This is a genomic window from Thalassospira sp. SM2505 (assembly GCF_054901115.1).
In genome coordinates this window covers 3086382-3107619 of sequence record NZ_CM142731.1, presented here as the reverse complement: position 1 = coordinate 3107619, position 21238 = coordinate 3086382, and the positions used below count along the sequence as shown (strand labels likewise).

General features: G+C 54.7%; 23 protein-coding genes. 11 read left to right on the top strand and 12 right to left on the bottom strand.

The annotated features are described in order from the left end of the window. Positions 1–7: 7 nt before the first annotated feature. The gene (locus ACTU44_RS14650; RefSeq protein ID WP_462095762.1) at positions 8–718 is read right to left on the bottom strand and encodes a glutathione S-transferase; all 711 of its coding nucleotides are present in this window, start codon (positions 716–718) and stop codon (positions 8–10) included. 270 nt (positions 719–988) lie between these two features. Here ACTU44_RS14650 and ACTU44_RS14645 point away from each other — a divergent pair, with 270 nt between their 5' ends. Next, complete coding sequence (locus tag ACTU44_RS14645) at positions 989–1207, top strand: DUF3126 family protein (protein WP_114097254.1); 219 nt, start codon at positions 989–991, stop codon at positions 1205–1207. 62 nt (positions 1208–1269) lie between these two features. Here ACTU44_RS14645 and ACTU44_RS14640 read toward each other — a convergent pair whose 3' ends face one another. The 5 genes from ACTU44_RS14640 to ACTU44_RS14620 form a co-directional block, all read right to left on the bottom strand. Further along, positions 1270–1500 carry a thioredoxin family protein gene (locus ACTU44_RS14640; RefSeq protein ID WP_462095761.1) on the bottom strand — a complete coding sequence of 77 codons (231 nt, stop codon included), beginning with the start codon at positions 1498–1500 and terminating at the stop codon, positions 1270–1272. A gap of 23 nt (positions 1501–1523) precedes the next feature. Beyond that, the gene (locus ACTU44_RS14635; RefSeq protein ID WP_462095760.1) at positions 1524–2846 is read right to left on the bottom strand and encodes a permease; all 1323 of its coding nucleotides are present in this window, start codon (positions 2844–2846) and stop codon (positions 1524–1526) included. A 196-nt stretch (positions 2847–3042) separates the two neighbouring features. Further along, entirely contained in the window at positions 3043–3825 is a 783-nt protein-coding gene (locus tag ACTU44_RS14630; RefSeq protein WP_462095759.1) for a siderophore-interacting protein, read from the bottom strand. A 9-nt stretch (positions 3826–3834) separates the two neighbouring features. Beyond that, complete coding sequence (locus ACTU44_RS14625) at positions 3835–4281, bottom strand: MarR family winged helix-turn-helix transcriptional regulator (RefSeq protein ID WP_114097258.1); 447 nt, start codon at positions 4279–4281, stop codon at positions 3835–3837. Between the two features lie 22 nt (positions 4282–4303). After that, complete coding sequence (locus ACTU44_RS14620) at positions 4304–5701, bottom strand: MFS transporter (RefSeq protein ID WP_462095758.1); 1398 nt, start codon at positions 5699–5701, stop codon at positions 4304–4306. A 503-nt stretch (positions 5702–6204) separates the two neighbouring features. Between ACTU44_RS14620 and ACTU44_RS14615 the strand changes: the two genes are divergently transcribed. After that, on the top strand, positions 6205–7347 hold the full coding sequence (locus ACTU44_RS14615; RefSeq protein WP_462095757.1) for a calcium-binding protein: 1143 nt from the start codon (positions 6205–6207) through the stop codon (positions 7345–7347). A gap of 1 nt (position 7348) precedes the next feature. Here ACTU44_RS14615 and ACTU44_RS14610 read toward each other — a convergent pair whose 3' ends face one another. Then, positions 7349–8563: a TIGR03862 family flavoprotein gene (locus ACTU44_RS14610; protein WP_462095756.1), complete on the bottom strand. Its 1215-nt coding sequence runs from the start codon at positions 8561–8563 to the stop codon at positions 7349–7351. A 505-nt stretch (positions 8564–9068) separates the two neighbouring features. Between ACTU44_RS14610 and ACTU44_RS14605 the strand changes: the two genes are divergently transcribed. The 4 genes from ACTU44_RS14605 to ACTU44_RS14590 all read left to right on the top strand — a co-directional run bounded on the left by ACTU44_RS14605 (position 9069) and on the right by ACTU44_RS14590 (position 12340). Next, on the top strand, positions 9069–10145 hold the full coding sequence (locus tag ACTU44_RS14605; protein ID WP_462095755.1) for an ABC transporter substrate-binding protein: 1077 nt from the start codon (positions 9069–9071) through the stop codon (positions 10143–10145). Positions 10146–10258: 113 nt separating this feature from the next. Continuing rightward, on the top strand, positions 10259–11032 hold the full coding sequence (locus ACTU44_RS14600; RefSeq protein ID WP_462095754.1) for an ABC transporter ATP-binding protein: 774 nt from the start codon (positions 10259–10261) through the stop codon (positions 11030–11032). Continuing rightward, positions 11022–11840 carry an ABC transporter permease gene (locus ACTU44_RS14595; protein WP_181850168.1) on the top strand — a complete coding sequence of 273 codons (819 nt, stop codon included), beginning with the start codon at positions 11022–11024 and terminating at the stop codon, positions 11838–11840. Before ACTU44_RS14600 ends, ACTU44_RS14595 begins: the two co-directional genes overlap by 11 nt. A gap of 11 nt (positions 11841–11851) precedes the next feature. Further along, on the top strand, positions 11852–12340 hold the full coding sequence (locus ACTU44_RS14590; protein WP_336081396.1) for a GNAT family N-acetyltransferase: 489 nt from the start codon (positions 11852–11854) through the stop codon (positions 12338–12340). Between the two features lie 7 nt (positions 12341–12347). Here the strand turns inward: ACTU44_RS14590 and ACTU44_RS14585 are convergent, their stop codons facing one another. From ACTU44_RS14585 to pcaQ, 5 genes are all read right to left on the bottom strand, one after another. Continuing rightward, complete coding sequence (locus ACTU44_RS14585) at positions 12348–13316, bottom strand: helix-turn-helix domain-containing protein (RefSeq protein ID WP_462095753.1); 969 nt, start codon at positions 13314–13316, stop codon at positions 12348–12350. Between the two features lie 126 nt (positions 13317–13442). Next, positions 13443–14834 (bottom strand): TRAP transporter large permease, encoded by a 1392-nt coding sequence (locus tag ACTU44_RS14580; RefSeq protein ID WP_114097265.1) that lies wholly within the window; start codon positions 14832–14834, stop codon positions 13443–13445. Further along, positions 14827–15324 carry a TRAP transporter small permease gene (locus ACTU44_RS14575; RefSeq protein WP_114097266.1) on the bottom strand — a complete coding sequence of 166 codons (498 nt, stop codon included), beginning with the start codon at positions 15322–15324 and terminating at the stop codon, positions 14827–14829. The genes ACTU44_RS14580 and ACTU44_RS14575 overlap by 8 nt, the downstream gene beginning before the upstream one ends. Positions 15325–15407: 83 nt before the next feature. Continuing rightward, positions 15408–16439, bottom strand: coding sequence for a TRAP transporter substrate-binding protein (locus ACTU44_RS14570; RefSeq protein WP_114097267.1), 1032 nt, complete (start codon positions 16437–16439; stop codon positions 15408–15410). A 230-nt stretch (positions 16440–16669) separates the two neighbouring features. Then, positions 16670–17611: a pca operon transcription factor PcaQ gene (pcaQ, locus tag ACTU44_RS14565; protein ID WP_114097268.1), complete on the bottom strand. Its 942-nt coding sequence runs from the start codon at positions 17609–17611 to the stop codon at positions 16670–16672. Between the two features lie 143 nt (positions 17612–17754). On the opposite strand from pcaQ, the gene pcaD reads away from it, so the two are divergent. The 5 genes from pcaD (at position 17755) to ACTU44_RS14540 (ending at position 21227) form a co-directional block, all read left to right on the top strand. Further along, positions 17755–18555: a 3-oxoadipate enol-lactonase gene (pcaD, locus tag ACTU44_RS14560; protein WP_462095752.1), complete on the top strand. Its 801-nt coding sequence runs from the start codon at positions 17755–17757 to the stop codon at positions 18553–18555. After that, positions 18548–18940 carry a 4-carboxymuconolactone decarboxylase gene (gene pcaC, locus ACTU44_RS14555; protein WP_114097270.1) on the top strand — a complete coding sequence of 131 codons (393 nt, stop codon included), beginning with the start codon at positions 18548–18550 and terminating at the stop codon, positions 18938–18940. Before pcaD ends, pcaC begins: the two co-directional genes overlap by 8 nt. Before the next feature lie 5 nt (positions 18941–18945). Beyond that, a complete protein-coding gene (gene pcaH / locus ACTU44_RS14550) occupies positions 18946–19647 on the top strand; it encodes a protocatechuate 3,4-dioxygenase subunit beta (protein WP_114097271.1) in 702 nt (233 codons plus the stop codon). Between the two features lie 3 nt (positions 19648–19650). Continuing rightward, on the top strand, positions 19651–20238 hold the full coding sequence (gene pcaG / locus ACTU44_RS14545; RefSeq protein ID WP_114097272.1) for a protocatechuate 3,4-dioxygenase subunit alpha: 588 nt from the start codon (positions 19651–19653) through the stop codon (positions 20236–20238). Positions 20239–20372: 134 nt separating this feature from the next. Continuing rightward, complete coding sequence (locus ACTU44_RS14540) at positions 20373–21227, top strand: CoA transferase subunit A (protein WP_114097273.1); 855 nt, start codon at positions 20373–20375, stop codon at positions 21225–21227. The last annotated feature ends 11 nt before the right edge of the window (positions 21228–21238 follow it).

Sequence of the window (21238 nt, the reverse complement as noted above, 5' to 3'; positions counted from 1 at the left end):
TATCTCGTCACGCCGCCTTGAAAATGATCGGGGTGTCGCCTTCGTGCCACTGGTCATACTTGATCATGGCGCACTCAAAGAAAGATGATTTCAGGAAGTCATTCAGCCAGCGTTGCAGATGGACAAACGGCATGGCGTCAAATGCTTCAAGGTCGGTATTGGCAAACTGGCGGATAAAGGGCGCAATGGCAAAATCAGCCAGTGCCGGGCGCGACCCGAACAGATATTTGCCAACCGCCAAACGGCCATCAAGCCGGTTAAGGATCTTTTCCGCATCCCGGCGATGTTCGGCCGGATCAGCATCCTCGTAGCGGTTGAAATATTTATAGCGATCAAGATGATATTTGAACGGGCCGTCATTTTGCGAAATCAGGGCCAGCATATCATCAAGTGTGCCGCTTTCGGGATTAAGCCAGTCATGCGGGTCATTCTCGGCCAGTGCCCAGACCATGATTTCAAGGCTTTCATCAATCACCGTGCCATCGGGCAGGATCAGGACCGGAACGGTGGCCTTTGGCGATGCATCAATCATGCTTTGCGGTTTGTCGCGCAAGACAACTTCGCGCAGTTCCACATCAATATCGGCTGCCAGAAGCGCAATACGTGCGCGCATGGCATAGGGACAGCGACGGAAGCTGTATAAAATCGGGCGAGCGGACCCGTCTGTTACACTGTCAGCAGAAGATTTGATTTCGGTGGTTTGGTCATGATTGGGCATATATCCGGATTAAACGGTGCATGCGGCGAATGCAACTGCTTATGCGTGCAAAGTCGGGCAGATGAATGTGATCTGGTGAAAATTGATCAAAACGGCGTTTTTTGATCAATTTTGGTCGTTGCGGGCTTGATTTTCAGGGGCAGTTTGTGAAAGGACAGTGCACCAGTTTTACGTCCGGGCCGAGGAAAGAGGGCAGACGCCAAAGCGTCGATGCGATATCCTGTGGCCTGACAGTTAAAAGCCGATTGGAAAGAACAAGGGGCAAGTCCTATGACACCGACCGAAATCGCGCGCGTTACCGATTATCTGCGCCGTACCTTTGACAATAACCAGATCGCGATTGATGCACCGAAGAAAAAAGGTCATCCGATCGAGATGCGCGTTGGTGACGAGTTCGTTGGCGTTCTGCATCGTGACGAGGATGAAGGCGAAGTCAGCTATTCGCTGAATATTGTCATCCTTGAAGAAGACCTGCCGCCGGCACCGTGATCGGCAAAGCCGTTCAGACATGAAAACGCCCCGCGCCATTTTGGTCGGGGCGTTTTTTTATATCACGACAGCATCTGGCGGATTTCATCTGGGGTCGGGACCTTGCCTTCGACCAGAATGTCATCATCAATCATCAGGGCCGGGGTGCGCATGATCCCGGCATCAATGATCCGGTTCACGTCGGTGACTTTTTCGATCTCATATTCAAGGTCAAGGGCCTGTGCAGCGGCTTCGGCGTTTTTGGCCAAGGCCTGACATTTTGCGCATCCGCTGCCGTAAATACTGATTTTCATCTGAGCACTCCTGTTGAGCGAGACTATTGGAAATTGCCATAGATAAAGCCTGAAACGGTGGCCATGACGACGACAAGCGCGCAGTAAACCAGTGTCTTCTGCGTGCCGATTACGGTTCTGATCACCAGCATATTGGGCAGGGACAGGGCAGGCCCCGCCAGCAAAAGCGCCAATGCCGGGCCTTTGCCCATGCCAGCCCCCATCAGGGCCTCGACAATCGGAACTTCCGTCAGGGTCGAGAAATACATGAAGGCCCCCAGAACCGATGCAAGTGCGGTCGAGGTCAGGGAATTATCCCCCACGGCGGCCTGCACCCATTGTTCGGGGACAAGTCCCTCGTGGCCCGGTCGGCCAAGCAGCAATCCTGCGATAAAGACACCGATCACCAGAAGCGGCAAAATCTGTTTGGTGAAATCCCAGCTTTGCGTCACCCATTCACGATCCTGATCACGCGAAAGCGCCACCATCATCAGGCCGATAATGCCGACGCCAAAGGTCAGTTGCGGATAGTGCGGAAACAAAAGCGCAATCGCGACAAGAAGGGCTGCAAGGACAAGAACCTGTTTGGGCGGCCAGTTCCATTGCCAGATCAAAAGCCCGGCAAAACCGGCCGCAAGCAAGGCCGTGATGACCCATTTAACCTGATAGACCGCCATCCAGCCCGGACTGTCAGGAACCGACGCCCAGTTGGCAAACACCAGAATACCGATCATCAGGCCGAAAAACGCGATGGTGATCGAAAGCGGCTTGCCTTCGTCATCTGCACCAAAACCGCGTCTGGATTTCAGGGCGCGTTCGCCTTCCTCGCGGCGATAGATCAGATGCATGATCAGGCCAATGACAATCGCAAAGGCGATGGCACCGATCCCGCGCGCAATGCCGATTTCTGCCCCCAGAACCTTGGATGTCACGACGATTGCAATCACATTGATTGCCGGACCGGAATATAAAAACGCGATGGCCGGGCCAAGTCCGGCACCACGTTTGTAAATGCCCCCGAAAAGCGGCAGGACCGTACAGGAACAAACCGCAAGCAGCGTTCCCGAAACGGACGCAACGCCAAGCGCGACCGGGCGTGATGCATCCGGCCCGAGATAGCGCATCACCGATCCCTGACTGATATAGATCGCCATGGCACCGGCAATGACAAAGGCCGGAAGCAGGCATAAAATGACATGCTCGCGTGCGTACCAGTTGGTCAGATAGACGGCTTCAAGCACGGCATTGTCAAACCGTCCTGTTCCTGCCGGAATGAAATAGATTGCCAGAAAGCCCAGTGCGATGACGGCAAACAGGCGGCCTTCACGGGGATTCTCGCGATAAAGCGTCATCAGGCTATTGAGCATTCACGGGCTCCCATTGGCGCCGTTCGGGCAGGTTGATCAATATCTGTTTTAAAATCTATCAAATGTCGGGGCATAAAACCTTGAGCTATCGCAACCTGTGATCACCGGACGGTTTTCGGATGTGCCAATAAAAAACGCCCCGAACCAATGCGGATCGGGGCGTTTTGCAATTGATATGCGGGGTGTGTGATCGGGGTTAAGCCGCGTTGCTGGCGTCTTCGGATTTGATGACCTTGTGGGTATCTTCATTCATGCCAAGCTTCCAATAGCTTGAAATATAAAGATCATCCTTGCCAAGTCCACGTTCCTCGCGGAAATAGCTCCGCAATTCCTTCATAGCACTGAATTCACATGCCGCCCAGACGGATGCCCGGCCTTCAAGCCAGCCAATCTTGCGCACCACATCAACAAGGGCGGTGGTGTTTTCACCCGGACGCGGGTTGATCACCCACTCAATCGTCATATTGGCGGGCTTTCGGATCGACTGAATATCGGCCTCGGACCGGACCTCGATCACGGCATAGCCGCGTGCATCTGCATGCAGGGTTTCAAGATTGACCGAAACAGCGGGCAGGGCCGTCATATCGCCAACAATCAGGAACCAGTCAGCCGTCGGATCAACCAGCTTTTTCGGGCCGGGGCCGCCAACCGTGATTACATCACCGGGTTTGCAATTTACCGCCCAGTTTGATGCCGGGCCGCCATGATCATGGTCGTCATCGGCATCGCCATGCATGACGAAATCAAGATCAATCTCGCGGCCCTGATCGGTCATGCGGTCATGACGCACCGTATAGGTCCGGCGCAACACACGGTCCTTGTCATCGCCATCAATCGGGAAGATCAGTTTGACATAGGCACTTTCCTGATCCTCAGGAAAGCCTGCCATGCCGTCACCGCCAAGGGTAACGCGCAGCATATTGGGGGTGACTTGCGTTTTTGCGATCACGACAAGATCGCGCGGGGCAGGTCTGTTCATTGAAGTCTCCTAGGAACCACAGGGGTCGAGGTTATCAGCCATCAGGTTGGCGATTTCGACAAAGTCCCTGATTTGTTGGGGCGTAAGGCCGCGTGTCATGCGGGATCTGACATCTTGCTCGACCGCACGGAAGGCTTCCATGCGGGTCTCGCCTGCGGTCGTCAAATGCAGCGTCTGACTGCGTCGATCAATGGGGTGCGGGCGGCGTTCAATCAGCCCGTCATTTACAAGTTCCTGCAAAAGCCGTGTGATGCGGCCTTTGTCCTGACCTGATTTTTCGGCCATCTGCTGGGCGGTGATGCCCGGAATGCGGACGATCCATTTCATTACGCGCTTGTGCGAAATCGGCATCGGCATATCGGCATCAACCATCGCATTCATCAGGCTGCGTTTATAGGCATGGACAAGCCGATGCAGGGTTTCACCCGGGACGTGTGCCTGATCCTGTTCGATCATGATCTCTCTCGCTTTCTTGTATTCACAGGCCCGCCGGGCTTGTGATCCTGCCGGTGCGAAGGGCATGGCGACGACCTTCGCAAATAAGGGCCGATGTCAGGGCGGCACCACTTGCCACCATCATGATGGTATCAAAGTCAAACGAAGTCCCCGTGCCGATCAGGATCGCGGCAAGGGCCGCACCGACCGATTGCCCGGTCAGGCGTGCGGTTGACAACATCCCGCTGGCCCCGCCCGAACGTTCGCGCGGCGCACTGGTCAGCATCAGGCGGTTATTTGGGGCCTGAAACAGTCCGAACCCGATCCCGCAGATCGCAAGGGCAGCAATAATTCCGCCATAGCTTCCACCTGCCGGAACAAAGGTGACGGCAGAAAGCCCGACGGCAAAGACCATCATGCCAAGCCCGGTCAGACGGATCGGCGAATATTTATCGGCCAGCCGTCCGGCAACGGGGGCGGCAACTGCGGTGGCAAGCGGCCAGGGCGTCATCAAAAGTCCGGTCATGGTCGGGCTATAACCCAGCACGTCATGGAAATAGAAAGGCAGGGTGACAAACGCAATCATCTGGGCGCAAAAGCCAAAGATCGATGACCCGATGGAACAGGCAAAAATCGGCAGCTTCAAAAGATCAAGCGGCAACATCGGCCGATCCTTGGACAATTGGCGTCGCACCAGAAACGCACCGGCAATGATCGCAATGGCAAATTGCGCAGTAATCAAAGCCGGGCTGCTTTCGGTGCCCACATTGCCAAGGGCCGAAATCAATCCGCCAAAGGCCAGGACATTCAAAAACGCACTGATGAAATCAAACCGGGTGCGGCTTGGCGCGTTAAAGGGCAGGGCGAAATAGCCGACAATGATCGCCAGAACCGAAATCGGCACATTGATCAAAAACAGCCAGTGCCAGCTTGCGACCGCCAGAATGGCCGAGGCAATGGTCGGTCCACCTGCGGCCGACACCGAAACCGTCATGGCGATCCAGCCAATCGCACGGCCAAGTTTGGCCTGCGGGAAGATATGGCGCATGACCGCACCATTGATGCTCATCAGTGCTGCGGCACCAAGGCCCTGCAACACGCGGGCTGCGGTCAGAATTTCGATATTCGGGGCCATGGCACACAGCAATGATGCGATCCCGAAGATCGCAATGCCGCTCAGATATACCTTGCGAAACCCGATGGCCTCGCCAAGGGCGGCAAGCGGTAACAGGGCAACAACAATGGCCAGCTGATAGGCAGTGACAACCCAGATGGCATGGGCGGGCGAAACGCCCTGATCCTGCGCAATGATCGGAAGCGCCACATTCATGATCGTGCCATCCAGCACGGCCATCATGATGGTCAGCAACACCGCGATGGCGGCAAATCCGGCCCGCGGGCTTGGCAATCCGTCCGGGTAAATGGTGGTCGAAATCTTCATGGGGCGATTTCACTTTCAGACTAACAATGGCGCAAGGCGGCACATTCCAGCGGACGGCAAAGCATTGCGCAATTCGGTGACACGCGAGGGGTGCGGGGCGGATACAGAAGCCGGGGAATGGGGGGCGAAAGGCGTCTGTATCTGCGAGCTTATTTGGTTGACTATATCAACTATATGAAAGTAGTTGATTGTGTCAACTATGTTTTCTGATCTTCTGGTCAGAGAGATGTCAACAGCCCTACAGCCGACATTAAACGATAATAACAGTGAACGTATGATGTCAGCTTTTCTGTATCGCTAACCGTTCGGGTAGTTGATCGTATTGATTGAGAAGGTATGGTTGGTGACGGCGTTACAAGAATGAAAACCTATCGTCGTCAATCCCTTGGGGGAGCTGTTATCAGCTAGAGGGACCACGTTTAATGGTGCGGATAAGATTCGCGACAGGGATGATTGCTGCACAAGCAAGTATATTGTTGGCGGGGTGCGACGTTGACGAAAATGTGAGCAAGCTGCTTTCCGAACGCACTGTCACCTTCCATGCAATCCTGTCTGACGATTATGTGACGTTCGGCTCGAACCGTGCATTCAATATCTTGATCCTCAAGGACAAGAACCTCGATGATCCCCTGGATGTCGACCTTGGGGTCCAAGGGACCAGATTTGTCGAAGGTGGGCATGGCAATGATCACATCCGTGCTGGCTCACAGCTTGAAGCGGTGATGTATGGCGGGCCCGGTGATGACGAAATCGTCGGCGGGCTGGAGGGAGATCTTCTTGTGGGTGATCAGGGTAAGGATACCCTGGACGCTGGTCCGGGCGATGACTATCTCGTCATTGACGAGTTTGACCGCTTTAACGGCGGGGCAGGCATGGATCGTGCGATCTATATCGGCAGTGCGGATTTCGACATCAATATTTCAGACCATGAAGTTGAAATATTCAACTCTGGCTCTGGCGATGATTTTATTCTTACGGACTTATCCAGTGAGGCCGCGATTGACGGAGGACCCGGCAGCGATCGCATTTATGGGAGTTGGGGACACGACTGGTTAATGGGTGGCAAAGGCAAGGACTTTCTCGAGGGCGGTTTCGGTAATGACACCTACATTTTTCGCCGTGGTGACGGGCGTGACACGATTAATGATTTCTCGTTCAATCGCCGCACCGATACTGTTTACGATCTGTATTCCGATGGCTCGAAACGTAACCTTAAGAAGCGAGAGGTTCGAGTAAGGGAACACGCGGGTTATGATCGCATCCTGTTTGGCAAAGAGATCGCGCCGCGTGATTTGATTGTTCGTTTTGACGGTTTGGATCTGCTGTTTGCCATCAAGGATTTAAAGAATTTCTCTGCATCTTTCGATGATTTTGAGGACCAGATCAGACTGGTAAACTGGACCGACATTTGTGATCGTCTGGAATATCTTGAATTCAGTTCCGGTTTGACAATCGATATTGCGACACTGATTCGCGTGAACGCTGTCAGTCAGGATAGCGGCAGTTTTGATTTTGCAACGCTTGGTACATTCAAGTCGTACGGGTTTAACATGGAAGCCAAACCGAAAGGCTGTGAGCCGCGCGACGTTATTCTAAGTACCCGTCCTGTGTCACAAGAACAGCAATTTACTGATACAGCCAAATAACCTAAGCCGTTCGAGGAGCCAAACACCCACTCAGCAAATACCCTCCCGTAGGTGCTTCCCAATCGACCATTTCCCCAAGGCAGTAAGTGCCGGGGCGTTTGACGAGTTGGAAATTCTCGTCGAGTTCTTCCCATGCCACGCCGCCTGCGGTGCTGATGGCCTCGTCGATTGGGCGGGGCTTTTTGATTTTGAGGGTGAGGTTCTTGATCGCAGCCGCCAGTTTGGCCGGATCGTTCTGGATGTCGCGCGGGGTGACTTCGAAAATGAGTGCGGTTTTGGTGGCATCAAGGCCAAGTGTCTTGCGCAGGTGATTGCCCAGCGAGTTCTTGCCGCGTGGTTTGGCAAGGCGTGTTGTGACGTCATCAAGCGTGCGGTCGGGGCAGAGGTCGAGCGTTAGGGTTCCGACCCCGGTTTCAAGCCATTGATCACGCAGCGTTGCCGAGATCGCGTAAACCGCGCTGCCTTCGATCCCGGTTTTGGAAATCACGAACTCGCCACGCACGGTCTGGTCGCCGCAGGTCAGGGTGACGGCCTTGACGGGGGATCCCGCACATTTGTCGATCAGATGATCCGTCCAGTTGATATCAAAGCCGCAATTGGCCGGTTTGAACGGATTGCATTTGATGCCCGCCCTGGTCAGGATTTCCATCCATTTACCGTCCGAACCCAATCGTTTCCAGCTTCCGCCGCCAAGGGCAAGGATGGTGATGTCGGCCTGTGCCGTGATTTCGCCATCGGTTGTTTTGAAAACCGCCTGACCGGCATCATTCCAGCCGGTCCAGTAATGGCGGTAATGGATGACACAGCCCAAACCATCAAGGCGTCGCAACCAGGCCCGCAAAAGCGGGCTTGCCTTCATCACGGTCGGGAAGACCCGGCCCGATGACCCGACAAAGGTTTCAACGCCAAGCCCCGCACACCATTCACGGATTTGATCGGGACCGAATTTGCGCAAATGCGATTCAAGGCGGGCCTGCGAGGTGCCATAGCGGGTCAGGAAAGTTTCCAGATCCTCGCCATGTGTGATGTTAAGCCCCGATTTCCCCGCCATCAGGAATTTGCGCCCGGCACTAGGCATGCCTTCATAGATCGTCACGCCGTAGCCTTCGCCCGCCAGCCGTTCGGCCGCCATCAGGCCAGCCGGACCCGCACCAATCACCATGGCGGTTTTGCCATTGGGGGCAGGTCTTGTGGAGGGCGTGGAAGATGCGGACATGATCTGCCTTATGATGTCATGAGGGTTGGTTTGGCAGTTGTAGTGGCTTTGACGTGGCTTGGCAATTTTGTGCTGGTATATCCTGTGGCACTTGCGGTGCGAGGCCCCCGCCTGCGCGGGGGTGACGAACGGGGCGGAGTGATGAAGGGGATTTGGAATAACGAAGATGTGCAGTAGTGACAAAGAGGCGCGGGGTAATGGCGAGAGGCATAACCCAACCCGTCATGCCCGCATAGGCGGGCGCTCATAGGGGCGGACGCAATGCGGGACGATGCGGGATAATTGGCACTTTATCAGCATTCTCAACCATATATGGAATGTGGTGCCGGGGATTTGCCGCGTGATTTAGTTTATTGTGAAATATCATTTCACGAACGGGTTGATATGGGGTGAATTCAACCCTTTTTGTCGCTGTTTGCGCCAAACATTGGCAATTTATCGGTAATTCGGCTAACAAAAAATCAGAAGAGGCAAACAAACCAAAAGACGACCAACAGGAGGAAACATGCGTTCTTACGATCTGGTGAAGGGGATCGGTGCGATCACCCGTCGTTCCATGCTGGCAACCGCCCTTGGCGCGATTGCATTTGGCGCGGTGTCATTCGGACAGGGGGCGGCACAGGCCGCTGAAAAAATCAACATCGCTGCCCTGACTTTCGTTTCAAGCTCGCCGCTGTTTATTGCCAAGGAAAAGGGCTATTTCGCGGACGAAGGCCTTGATGCAGAAATTACGTTCTTCCGCGCGGCCCAGCCGGTTGCGGTGGCGATTGCTTCGGGGGACGCGGATTTTGGTGTGACGGCCTTCACCGGCGGGTTCTTTAACCTTGCGGGCAAGGGCGCGCTTAAGGTTATCGGCGCACAGCTTCATGAAGATCCGGGCTATGACGGTTCGGCCATTCTGGCCTCGAACGCCGCATATGAAGCGGGTCTGACCTCGGTCGACAAGCTTGGCGGGCACAGCTTTGCCCTGTCGCAGGTGGGGTCATCCTTCCATTACATGATCGGCAATGTGGCGGAAAAGGCCGGTGTCGACATCGAAACCATGGAGCTTAAGCCGCTTCAGTCCGTACCGAACATGATCGGCGCGCTGAAAAGCGGTCAGGTCGATAGCATGATCATCGTCCCGCACATCGCCAAGCCGCTGGCCAATGCCGGTGCGGCGCATATCATCGGCTGGGTAAAGGATTACGTTCCCTATCAGGTAGGTGGTCTTTTCACGTCGTCGAAAAACGTTGAAGAACGTCGTGACGTGGTCGAGAAATTCGTGCGCGCCTATCAGAAAGGTGTGGCCGATTACCGTGCTGGCCTTTTGGCGACTGATGCGGATGGCAAGCTGATTGAAAGCGATACCACCAACGAAATCCTCGAGATCGTGCACAAATATGTTTATGCCGAAGACCCGGCAGAGAAGGCCTATCCGAAAATCCGTAATGGCGCGATGTTCATTACCGAGGAAGGCAAACTCAATGTCGAGGACGTCAAGGCACAGGTCAAATGGTATCAGGATCGCGGCTTTGTGTCGGATGCTGCCAATCCCGATACCTTCATCGATACCAGCTTCATCGCCCCGCTTGGTCAGTAAGCTGATGTGATTTCAAACCGGGCCGAAACAGATGCGTTCGGCCCGGTTATCTTTTGGAAAAGCTGTTTTCCGAAATTGCCACCATCCCTGTTTCATTACCCAAAGAGTTGGCCATGCGGCTTACCATCAAAAATGTCAGCCATCGTTACGATCAGGTCGAAGCCCTGCGCGACATCAACCTTGCGATTGAACCGGGCGAGGTCGTTGCCCTGATCGGACCTTCGGGCTGTGGCAAATCAACGCTTTTATCGATCATTGGCGGGATGCTTGCGCCCAGTTCCGGCGACGTCCTGATTGATGATCAGGCCAAACCCGAAGGGTGTCTTAACCCGCTGACCTATGTCTTTCAGGATTTTGCATTGCTGCCCTGGCGTACGGTCGCGGGCAATATCAGCCTTGTGCTTGAAGACCATCCGCTGTCCAAATCCGAACGCGATGCACGGATCGAGGAAGTTCTGGCGCAAACCAATTTGTCTGATTTCAGGTATGCCTATCCAAAGCAGCTTTCAGGCGGCATGAAACAGCGCGTCGGCATTGCGCGCGCCCTTGCGGTGCGTCCGGCGGTGTTGCTGATGGACGAACCCCTTTCGGCCCTTGATGCCCAGACCCGTATTTTGTTGCTTGATGAGTTTTCCGATCTGTTTGCACGCACCGGCATGACGGCGGTTTATGTCACCCATAACCTGAACGAGGCGGTGCGTCTGGCCCATCGGGTGGTGGCCTTGCGTCGTCGTCCGGGCACGATCAAGGAAATCCATAGCATCGATATTCCGATCCAGGATCGCCGCGAAGGCATGCCCGAACTGGTTTCCCATGAACAGGCCCTTTGGAACCTGATCCGCGACGAAGCGATTGCGGCGGACAAGGAGCTTGAAAATGTCGCGTGATATCGAAATGCAAACCGCTGAAAATACCGACAACAAGGTCCGTTTTCGTGCCACGGGCTTTAACCCCAAGGCCAACCCGGTTGCCGCATGGGCAAGCTTTTTTGTGGTGATTGCCCTTTGGCAGTTGGGATCAAGCACCGGATTTATTTCCGAACTTGCAATGCCAAGCCCGGTGGCGGTGGCCCAGGCGCTTTGGCAACTGATTGTTTCAGGTGATTTGTGGCGTCATTTGGCGGCGTCCTTGCAGCGTCTTGCCGGCGGCTGGATCATGGGGACCGTGGCGGGTTTGATCGTCGGATTTATGGTTGGCATGTTCACATGGGCACGCTCGCCCGGTGTGGCACTTGTTTCGGCCCTGTTTCCGATCCCGAAAATCGCGCTTTTGCCGCTGTTTATCATCTGGTTTGGCATTGGCGAGCCGTCCAAATTCGCCACCATTGCCTTTGGTGTGTTTTTCCCGACCGTGATCAATACCTTTGGCGGGGTTGATAACGTTCAACGTAATCTTATCCGCATGGGGCAAAGCTTTGACATGCCGATGTGGTCGGTGATCCGCAAGATCATCCTGCCCGGTGCACTGCCGACCATCCTGTCGGGCTTTCGCATTTCATCCTCGATCGCGATTATCCTTCTGATCGCAGCCGAGATGATTGGCGCGCAATACGGGATCGGGGCGCTGGTTCTTTCAGCCGGGCAACTTTACCAGACCGATCAGCTGATTGCCGGTGTATTGGTGCTTTCTGTTCTTGGATTGTGCGTATCGTGGTTGCTTGGCCGACTGGATCGCTGGTTACTGGCATGGCGATAGGGGAGTTGAAAATGACGGGAAGCTGGGAAGTCCCCACCAGGGATGAATTTCCACGCATCGTTGAGATGATGGAAGACGAAGCCTTCTATGATCAAATCGCGCGCGTCCCGGATGCGGACTTGAAAGCCGCATTAAACGGATCAAAGGAAGCTGCCCTTTGGGTTTATCGGGTCGACGGGCGGGCTGTGGCCTATGCCTATTTGTTGGACCTGGCGACAGCATTGCCGAAACTCGACGAGTTTGGGGTGTTTGAACGCGGGCGCGGCTTTGGCAAGGCAGCGCTTGCCGCACTTGCAGAAAAATGTGCGCAAACGCCAAGCTATGAGAAGCTTTGGCTAAATGTCGTGGATGGCAATGAAACGGCAATGGGGCTTTATCGCAGCCTTGGTTTTGGCGAGGAACTGTTTATCGCCAAGGGCTGGAAAACCCGATCTGGAAAGGTGGTTGATCAGGTCCGTATGTGGCTGACGCTTGATCGCTTGCGCGGGCAATCAGCATAAGGTTCGTCTATCGGTGATCTGATCGGAATTGGGCGGGCGGAATGCCCGCCTTTTTTGCAAAGAAGCGTGAAAAATACCCTGCATCGCGAAAGCCAAGTTCATCGGCGATCTGTTGAACGGCGATGTCGGTATAGATCAGGGTGCGTTTGGCCTCCAGCATCAGGCGGTTTTGCAGAACCTCGCTTGCGGTCATGCCGTAGATATCCTTGGCGATCCGGTTCAGCTGGGTGGTGGTGATACCAATCTCGCGGGCATAGAATTCAAGCGATTTGTGATGCTTGTAAAACCGTTCGACCAGCATCTGGAATTTGCGGAATTTGGCGGTTTTCTGTTCCTGCCGGGACAGATGGGCGGGATCGCCTTGCGGGGCAGAGCGTCCGACATCAAGCAACAGCAATCCAAGAAGATGACGAAGCGCAAAAAGCCGCCCGGTATTGTGGCTGTAATATTCCCGCACCAGCTGGGATATCAGGAAATCCACCGGTCCCGATGGCCGGGGCTGATCGGGGGACAAATTGCTGTCCACACAGATCGTCTGGTCAAGCCGGGCAAGCAGTTTCGGGGCCGGGGCCAGAATTTCCTGAAGATGATGATCGGTCAGTGAAATCACCCAGCCATCAATATCATCGCTGAACTTAAAGCCATGCACCGTGCCCGGCGGAACCGTGATCAGCTGACCGGCCTGCATTGTCAGGTTCTGGTCGTCAAAGCTGATTTTTGCCGTGCCGTTGGTGATGTAAAGCAACTGGAACAGGTTGGTATGGCGGTGCGGTTTGATATGAAGATCATGCAGGCGGGATCGTTCGGGGATGCTTTCAAGATGAAAGAATTCCGGTTCGGTGATCGGTTGCTGTTCGGTGACTTCCGGCCCATCAGACCCATCGGACAGATCCCGGTCAAACCCGTCCAGCTCCGTTTGCGGACGGTTGGCATCGCGTTCGCCATACAGTTTGTAAATCGGAATGCTATTGCGCATGGGGTTCCTGAAGCAACTCAATCGGGATGTCCTGAAGTCTAGCCGGTTTTATGCGCGATCAAAAGCAGGCAAAAGAAAAGCCCGCCACAGTTCAATGGCGGGCTTTGATGATCTGTTATCCTGTGTTTAACCGCCAAGTATCGACGGTACAAACAGTGTCAGGATCGGCACAAAGATCAGAAGCAGAATACGAATGATCTCGGCACCAAAGAACGGCATCACGCCCCGGAAGGTCTGGCTCATCGGGACACCCTTGGCGAGTGCATTGATGATGAATACGTTCAGTCCGACCGGCGGGGTTATCAGCCCCAGCTCCACGACAATCAGTGCGAGAATACCGAACCAGATTTTAAGGTCCTCGGTCCCCATGCCATAGGCTGCGGTAGCTGCGGTTGCCCAGTCGCCACCATTGATATCAACAAGGGCAGGCCAGAAGAACGGGATCACAACCACGATCATGGAAAGACTTTCCATGAAGCAGCCCAGCAGAATCAGCGCCATCAGCATCAGAACCATGATCAGCCATGGATCAAGGCCACTGGTCGCAGCAGCTTCTGCCATATAGGCCGGAAGGTTTGCACGGCTGAAAAAGCCCTTGAGGACTTCTGCACCCAGCAGGATGAAGAAGATCATCGAAGACGTAATCGCCGTATCCTTAAGCGACTGGCGCAGACCGGCCCATGACAGACCGCCTCTGCCGCGAAACCGCATATAGGCACCGTATACCAGGATCGCGAACACACCCACACCGGCCGCCGGGGTCGGGGTGAACAGGCCAGCCCCAAGGCCCAGAATGATTGATCCGAAAATCACCATGACCGGGATCAGACGCAGAAGGGCTTCCTTGCGTTCTGCGGCGGGCATCGGTTCGGGTTTCGGGGCCAGTGACGGATTGATGCGCACCTGAATGGCAATAACAGCCATAAAGAATACAACGGCAATCAGACCCGGAATGATCGCAGCCTGGAACATCTGAATGATCGATGCTTCCACCGTGACGGCGTAAATCACAAGTGCGACCGATGGCGGGATCAGAATGCCAAGCGTACCGCCTGCGGCCAGTGTGCCGGTTGCCAGACGCGGCGAATATTTCAGCCGGTCCAGTTCAGGCAGGGCAACCTTGCCCATGGTCGAAGCTGTTGCCAGCGACGATCCGCAGACCGCACCAAAACCGGCACAGGCACCGATTGCGGCCATGGCAACACCACCCCGGAAACGACCGAGAATGGCGTTCACGCCCTGAAACAGATCGCGTGACAGGTTGGCCTGACTTGCCAGATACCCCATCAGGACGAACAGCGGTACCACAGACAGTTCATAGTTTGACACAATCCCGTAGAGCAGGGATTTGAACTGCTGCAGGTAGGGATCAAACCGCAGGAACGGGAAAAACAGGCTCAGCACATAGTTGCCGCCGATACCAACACCAACCATGGCGAGGCCGACCGGAACACGCAAAGCCAGAACGAAAAAGAGAACAGCAAGGCCACCAAGGCCAATCAATTCGCGCTCAGACATCGGCCTCTCTTTCGAAAATCTGACTTCCGGCAATCGCGGCCCACAGGAACATCGAGATGATGCCCGGCACATAGAACGGCCAGATGGGCCAGCCCAGAATTGCGGAAAGGGTGTTGTCGCCACGAACCTCGATCAGGCCATTGACCATCATATAGCCAAGGAACAGCGCCAAGCCGGTCATGAGGATGCCCGAAAGCACGCTAACTGCGCGGGCAAACCAGTCCGGGAACATTTTGATGAACACGTCGACGGCAACGTGACCGTGATGTGCCTGGCAGTAGGGGAAGAACATCAGGGCAGCCGAGCTGACAATCATGCTGACGAAATCTTCATAGCCGATAATGGCGGGGAAGTTTGCGTCAAACAGCCGGGCGATCTTGTCCAGACCAAAGGCGGTAACGTTGACAATCGTTACAACGGCAATCAGCAGGGCAAGCAGGCCACCGGCAACGGCAAACCATGATGCAGCCTTGTAGAGCACGTTTTTCATATGTCTAACTTTTAGCGGGAAAAAGAGGGTCACGCGTCAATATGATACGTGACCCCACAAGATTTTCCAGTAACTTGGCGAAGTTACTTGGTATGGGTCAGAACAGCTGCTTTGGCGTCTTCGACGAGTTTTGCGCCATCAATGCCGTTGGACTTGGACTCTTCGATCCAGCGATCAACAACAGATGCAGCCGCATCATCGAAGGTTGCTTTCTCGGCAGCGGTCAGCTGAACAACCTGGCCTTTGCCCTCGTTGATCATCTTCTTGCCGACTTCCTCAACATTGTTGAAGATATCGCCAATCTCGGCTGCAAAATCACGACCAGAGTTACGGTCGATGATTTCCTTGAGATCGTCCGGAAGGCTTTCGTAACGATCCTTGTTCATCGCAAACAGGAAGGTCGAGGTGCCAAAGCGCGAATTTGCGCCTTCGCCTTCAACAGAGAAGGAAATCAGTTCAGCCAGTTTCAGCGGCGGCACAACTTCGAACGGAACCAGACCACCGTCAACAACGCCAAGCGACAATGCCTGCGGCAGGGCCGGGACCGGCATGCCGACCGGCTCTGCGCCCCAGGATTCAATTACCCAGGAACCGGTACGGGTCGGAGTACGCAGTTTCAGACCTTTGACATCGTCAACGGTGCGGACTTCTTTTTCCGTCAGGTGGATAGCCTGACCAGCATGGACGTGAACGGCCAGCGGGTGGATATCTTTAAGGTCTTCGGCGAATTGGTCCTTCAGGTCCCACATCGCAAGGTTGGTTGCGCGTGCGTCACCAAGGTGAACACCCGGAAGTTCAAAAACTTCGATGCGCGGGAAAACGCCCGGGGTATAACCCGGAAGCGTCCAGACGATGTCAGCAACGCCATCACGGACCTGGCGATACAGTTCCGGCGGGTTGCCGCCAAGCGACATGGACGGGAAGATTTCAAACTTGATACGGCCGTTTGACTCTTCTTCGATTTTCTTTGCCCAGGGTTCGATCATCTTCGACTGAGCCGGTGCTTTCGGACCCAGGAAATGGTGAACGGTCAGGGTGACTTCCTGCGCGTGAGCGCCGAACGACACCATGGTCGCAACAGCTGCACCCGCCAGCAATTTGGTGATGTGTTTCATTCTTCCTCCTTTGAACGTCTTGTCGTGGTAATGATACCGACAAGCGTCTCAGCCACGATGCGCATCTAGCGTGCGAAGTTTTCCAAGAAACTTAATTATTGTTTTTATTGTTATTTTTTTGAGGATGGCCTGCGTTTGACGCATTCCTGCCATACCGGATTGGAACCAATCTAATAGGCAGCAGCTGGTTATGTATAATGATATGTCCGCAAATTTACATAACCAAACGATTATGTCTCAGAGCTCGAATGGGTTGTGTGATGTTGTGTCGCTTCTTCGCGGACAGCGTTGATCAGCATCTCGACCGGCGGCGAAATCGGCGAGTCAATCCGGGTCGTCAGTCCGACCGGCCCGAAGGTGTCGCTTGTATCAATCGGTAATTCAACAAGGTGGCCCTCGGCGATGTCTGATGCAACGGCCCCGTTTGAAATGATCCAGATGGCATCGGTTTCACGCGTGAAGGCGCGCCCGAACGAAGTTGAAACTGTTTCAATCCGGTCGGGAAGGGCGCCAATCCCGTGCGCAATCAGCATCTTGTCAACGGTCGGGTGAATGATCGCCTGTTTTGGCGGTACAAGAACCGTAAATTCGCGGATGCGCGTGATGTCGGGATTTTCATCGGTTAGCAGCGGGTGGCCGGGGCGCGCCACCAGCGAAATATGTTCCGAATATAAATGTATGAATGAAAGACCCGACATTTGATCGGGTTCGGCCAGACGTCCGACCACAAGATCAAGCTCTCCAACACGCAACTGCCCCATCAGCATCATGTTCGGACCGGTAACCACCTTGACCGTGGTGTCGGGGCTCAGTGACTTGAACCGTCGGATGGCATTGGGCATAACGCTTGCTGCAACTGTTGGCAGGACACCAAGGTTGATTGAAAGTCCGCCTTGCATGCGGACCTGGCTGATGCTGTCGACACCCTGACGAAGGGCGGTGACACTGGCCCCGGCATAGCGCAGAAACACCTTGCCAAAATCGGTCAGGGTTACGCCGCGCTTTGAGCGGTCAAACAAACGGGCATCAAGATGTTCCTCGAGCTCGCGGATGGTCTTGGAAACAGCAGGCTGGGTAATGGCCAGCGTATCGGCAGCCTTGACGACGCTTCGCTGACGGGCCACTTCGAGAAAACAGGTCAAATGTCTGAATTTGATGCGTTGGTCGAGCATATGTGCCTACGTCACGTCATTGTAGAATAATGTTATTAGATGCCTATGCATAATTATATAGTTATGCAAAATACGCAATTCCTCATTTTACATAACCAAATCCGTCTGCGAAATTGTGCGCAAATAAGCAGGGTGGAAATGACATGAGTCTTCAAGTTGCCCCGGTCAACGGGACACATATCCATTACAGTCAGTCAGGGCCGAAAAACGCACCTGTACTGGTGTTTTCGAACTCGCTTGGAACCGATTTGCGCATCTGGGATGACGTGGTCAGTGTTCTTTCGGAACGGTTCAACATCGTTACCTATGACAAACGCGGTCACGGTCTTTCGGGCATTGGTGACGCGGAATATGATATTTCGCTGCATGCCAATGACCTGATCGGATTGCTTGATTACCTTGGTCTGGGTGAAGTGATCATTTGTGGTCTGTCTGTTGGCGGTCTGATCGCCCAGAAAGTGACCCAATTGCAGCCCGAACGTATTCGCGGCCTGATCCTGTGTGATACAGCCCCCAAACTTGGCGATTATAATGGCTGGAACACCCGGATCGAAGCCATCAAGGCCGACGGGATCGAAGTTCTGGGCGATGCAATCATCGAACGCTGGCTGTCGCCGACCTTCCGCAAGGAACGCCCGCTGGAAACCGCGATGTATCGCGACATGCTGGTGCGCACAACGAAGGCTGGCTACATCGGTACCTGTGTCGCATTGCGCGACGGGGACCTGCGCGAGGCCGCAGGCAAAATTGCCGTTCCGACATTATGTATTTGTGGATCGGCCGATCTCGCGACGCCGCCCGATGTTGTGCGCGAAATGGCAACCATGATCCCCGATGCCGAATTTGAACTGATAGACGGGGTCGGGCATTTGCCATGCATTGAAACCCCGGAATTGCTGACCCGGTTGATCGACCGATTTACCAAGGAGAAGAACCTTGTCTGAGAGCCGGTATGACATTGGCATGAAAACCCGCCGATCCGTTTTGGGCGATGCACATGTGGATCGTGCATCGAAAAACATCACCGAAATCGACGAGGGCTTTCAGCGCTACATCACCGAGAATGTCTGGAACGGTGTCTGGACAAGTGACCAATTCACCAAGCGCGAACGTTCGATTGTAACCATTGCCCTGCTTGCAGGTCTTGGTCATGAGGAAGAACTCGCCATGCATATCCGTGCGACCCTCAATACCGGGGCGACGCGCGAAGACATCCGTGAAGTACTGATGCATGTTGCGGTTTATGCCGGCGTTCCCGCCGCCAATACGGCATTCCGCATTGCCAAACAAACCTATGCCGAGATCGACGCGGCATCCAAGGGAGAGTAAGCCACATGTCCACCTTTAAACCGCGTGATTGGGGATCTCACGCCCCGTTAATCGCACCGGAATATAAATCGACCATCCTGCGTGGTCCGTCCCGTTCTCCGCTCGCCATCAAGTCGGGCCTGACCGAAGGCACCGGTCCGCGCTTCGCCCCGGCGGCCGTGCGCGAGCTTGACTTCGATCTGACCAGAAATGGCGTCGTCAATGGCGAACCGCAGGGCGAACGCATTGTTGTGCATGGTCGTGTCATGGACACCGATGGCCGTCCTCAATCCAACATTCTTGTCGAAATCTGGCAGGCCAATGCTGCTGGTCGTTATGTCCACAAGGTTGACCAGCACGACGCGCCGCTTGATCCGAACTTCCGTGGTTCGGGCCGCTGCTTTACCGATGAAGACGGTAACTACAAATTCTATACCATCAAGCCGGGTGCCTATCCGTGGGGGAACCATTTCAACGCATGGCGCCCGAACCATATTCACCTGTCGCTGTTCGGGCCGGGCTTTGCCACGCGTCTTGTCACCCAGATGTATTTCCCGGGTGACCCGTTGCTTGAACTCGATCCGATCTTCCTTGGCACCGAAGATGCGCGCGCCCGCGAACGCCTGATTGCCAAATTCTCGATCGACAGGACCGAGGAGGGCTTTGCCCTTGGTTATCAGTTCGACATTGTCCTGCGTGGACGCAACGGCACCCCGATGGAGAATTAAGTCATGTCATATGGTGAAACCCCCTCACAGACGGTTGGTCCGTATTTCGCCTATGGTCTGACAGCAGGCCAGTATGGTTACGACTTTACCGATATTGCCGATCCGGTTGTTGCCGGCCAGGACGCCAAGGGCGAGCATATCCGCATCACCGGCACGGTGTTTGATGCCAATGGCGCACCGGTCAATGACGCGATGATCGAAATCTGGCAGGCCGATGCCGATGGAAATTACAGTGAAAAGCCGATTGATGTTGCGGATACAGGTTTCCGTGGTCTTGGCCGTTGCGGCACGGGAACGGATGCCAAAAACCGTTTCTGGTTTGACACGGTAAAGCCCGGTGTCGTTGCCGATGCCGAAGCACCGTTCGTCAATGTGATCGTTTTTATGCGAGGCATGCTGGTTCATGCCTTTACCCGGTTCTATTTCGACGATGAAGCTGAGTTGAATGCAAAAGACCCTGTCTTGCAGTCGGTTCCCGCAGATCGTCGCGACACCCTGATTGCCAAGCGTGTCGAAACCTCGACCGGGATTGAATACCAGATCGATATCCACATGCAGGGGGACGCGGAAACCGTGTTCTTCGACGTGTAAGTCGATCTGGCGCGATGGCTGCGTCCGCTGCTTTGGGGAAAGCCGGCGGTCGCAGCCATCGACCCAATTTTCCAACGCAAAGGGGCAAGGCCCTGCGTTTGTTCTGTTTTGGTTAGATACCACAGGAGTTAGCCGTGGTTGCACGTTTCATGTCGCTTAAAGAGGCAGTCGCGTCCTGCGTTAAGGATGGCGATACCATCTCGATGGAAGGCTTCACCCATCTTATTCCGCACGCTGCCGGACACGAGATCATCCGTCAGGGCATCAAGGACCTGACCCTGATCCGTATGACGCCCGATATGATCTATGATCAGCTGATTGGTGCGGGCTGTGCCAAGAAGCTTGTTTTCTCTTGGGGTGGGAACCCTGGTGTCGGTTCGCTGCATCGTCTGCGCGAAGCCGTTCAGGAACACTGGCCGCACAAGCTTGAGATCGAAGAACACTCCCACGCGGCCATGGCCAATGCCTATGACGCCGGTGCGGCTGGTCTGCCCTGTGCAGTGTTCAAGGGCTATCGCGGGGCAGAACTGCCGCGTGTGAACCCGAATATCAAATTCATCAAATGCCCGTTCACCGGCGAAAGCCTTGCGGCGGTGCCGTCGATCCGTCCGGATGTGACTGTGGTCCACGCCCAGAAAGCCAACAAAAAGGGCGATGTCCTGTTTGAAGGTATTGTCGGTGTTCAGAAAGAAGCCGTTCTGGCAGCCAAGAAATCCATCGTGACGGTCGAAGAGATCGTTGATGATTTCGGTGATATTTCGTCGAATGCTGTGATGCTGCCAAACTGGGCAGTGACCGCAATTGTTGAAATCCCGGGTGGGGCGCATCCGTCCTACGCCCAAGGCTACTACAAGCGCGACAACGCGTTTTACAAGGCATGGGATCCGATTGCGCGTGATCGCGAAGCGTTCCTCGCATGGATCGAAGAACATGTCATGAATGGCGGTCCCGAAGATTTCGCGGCCAAGCGTGAAGCAAACAAAGGCTAAGCGGAGAAAAG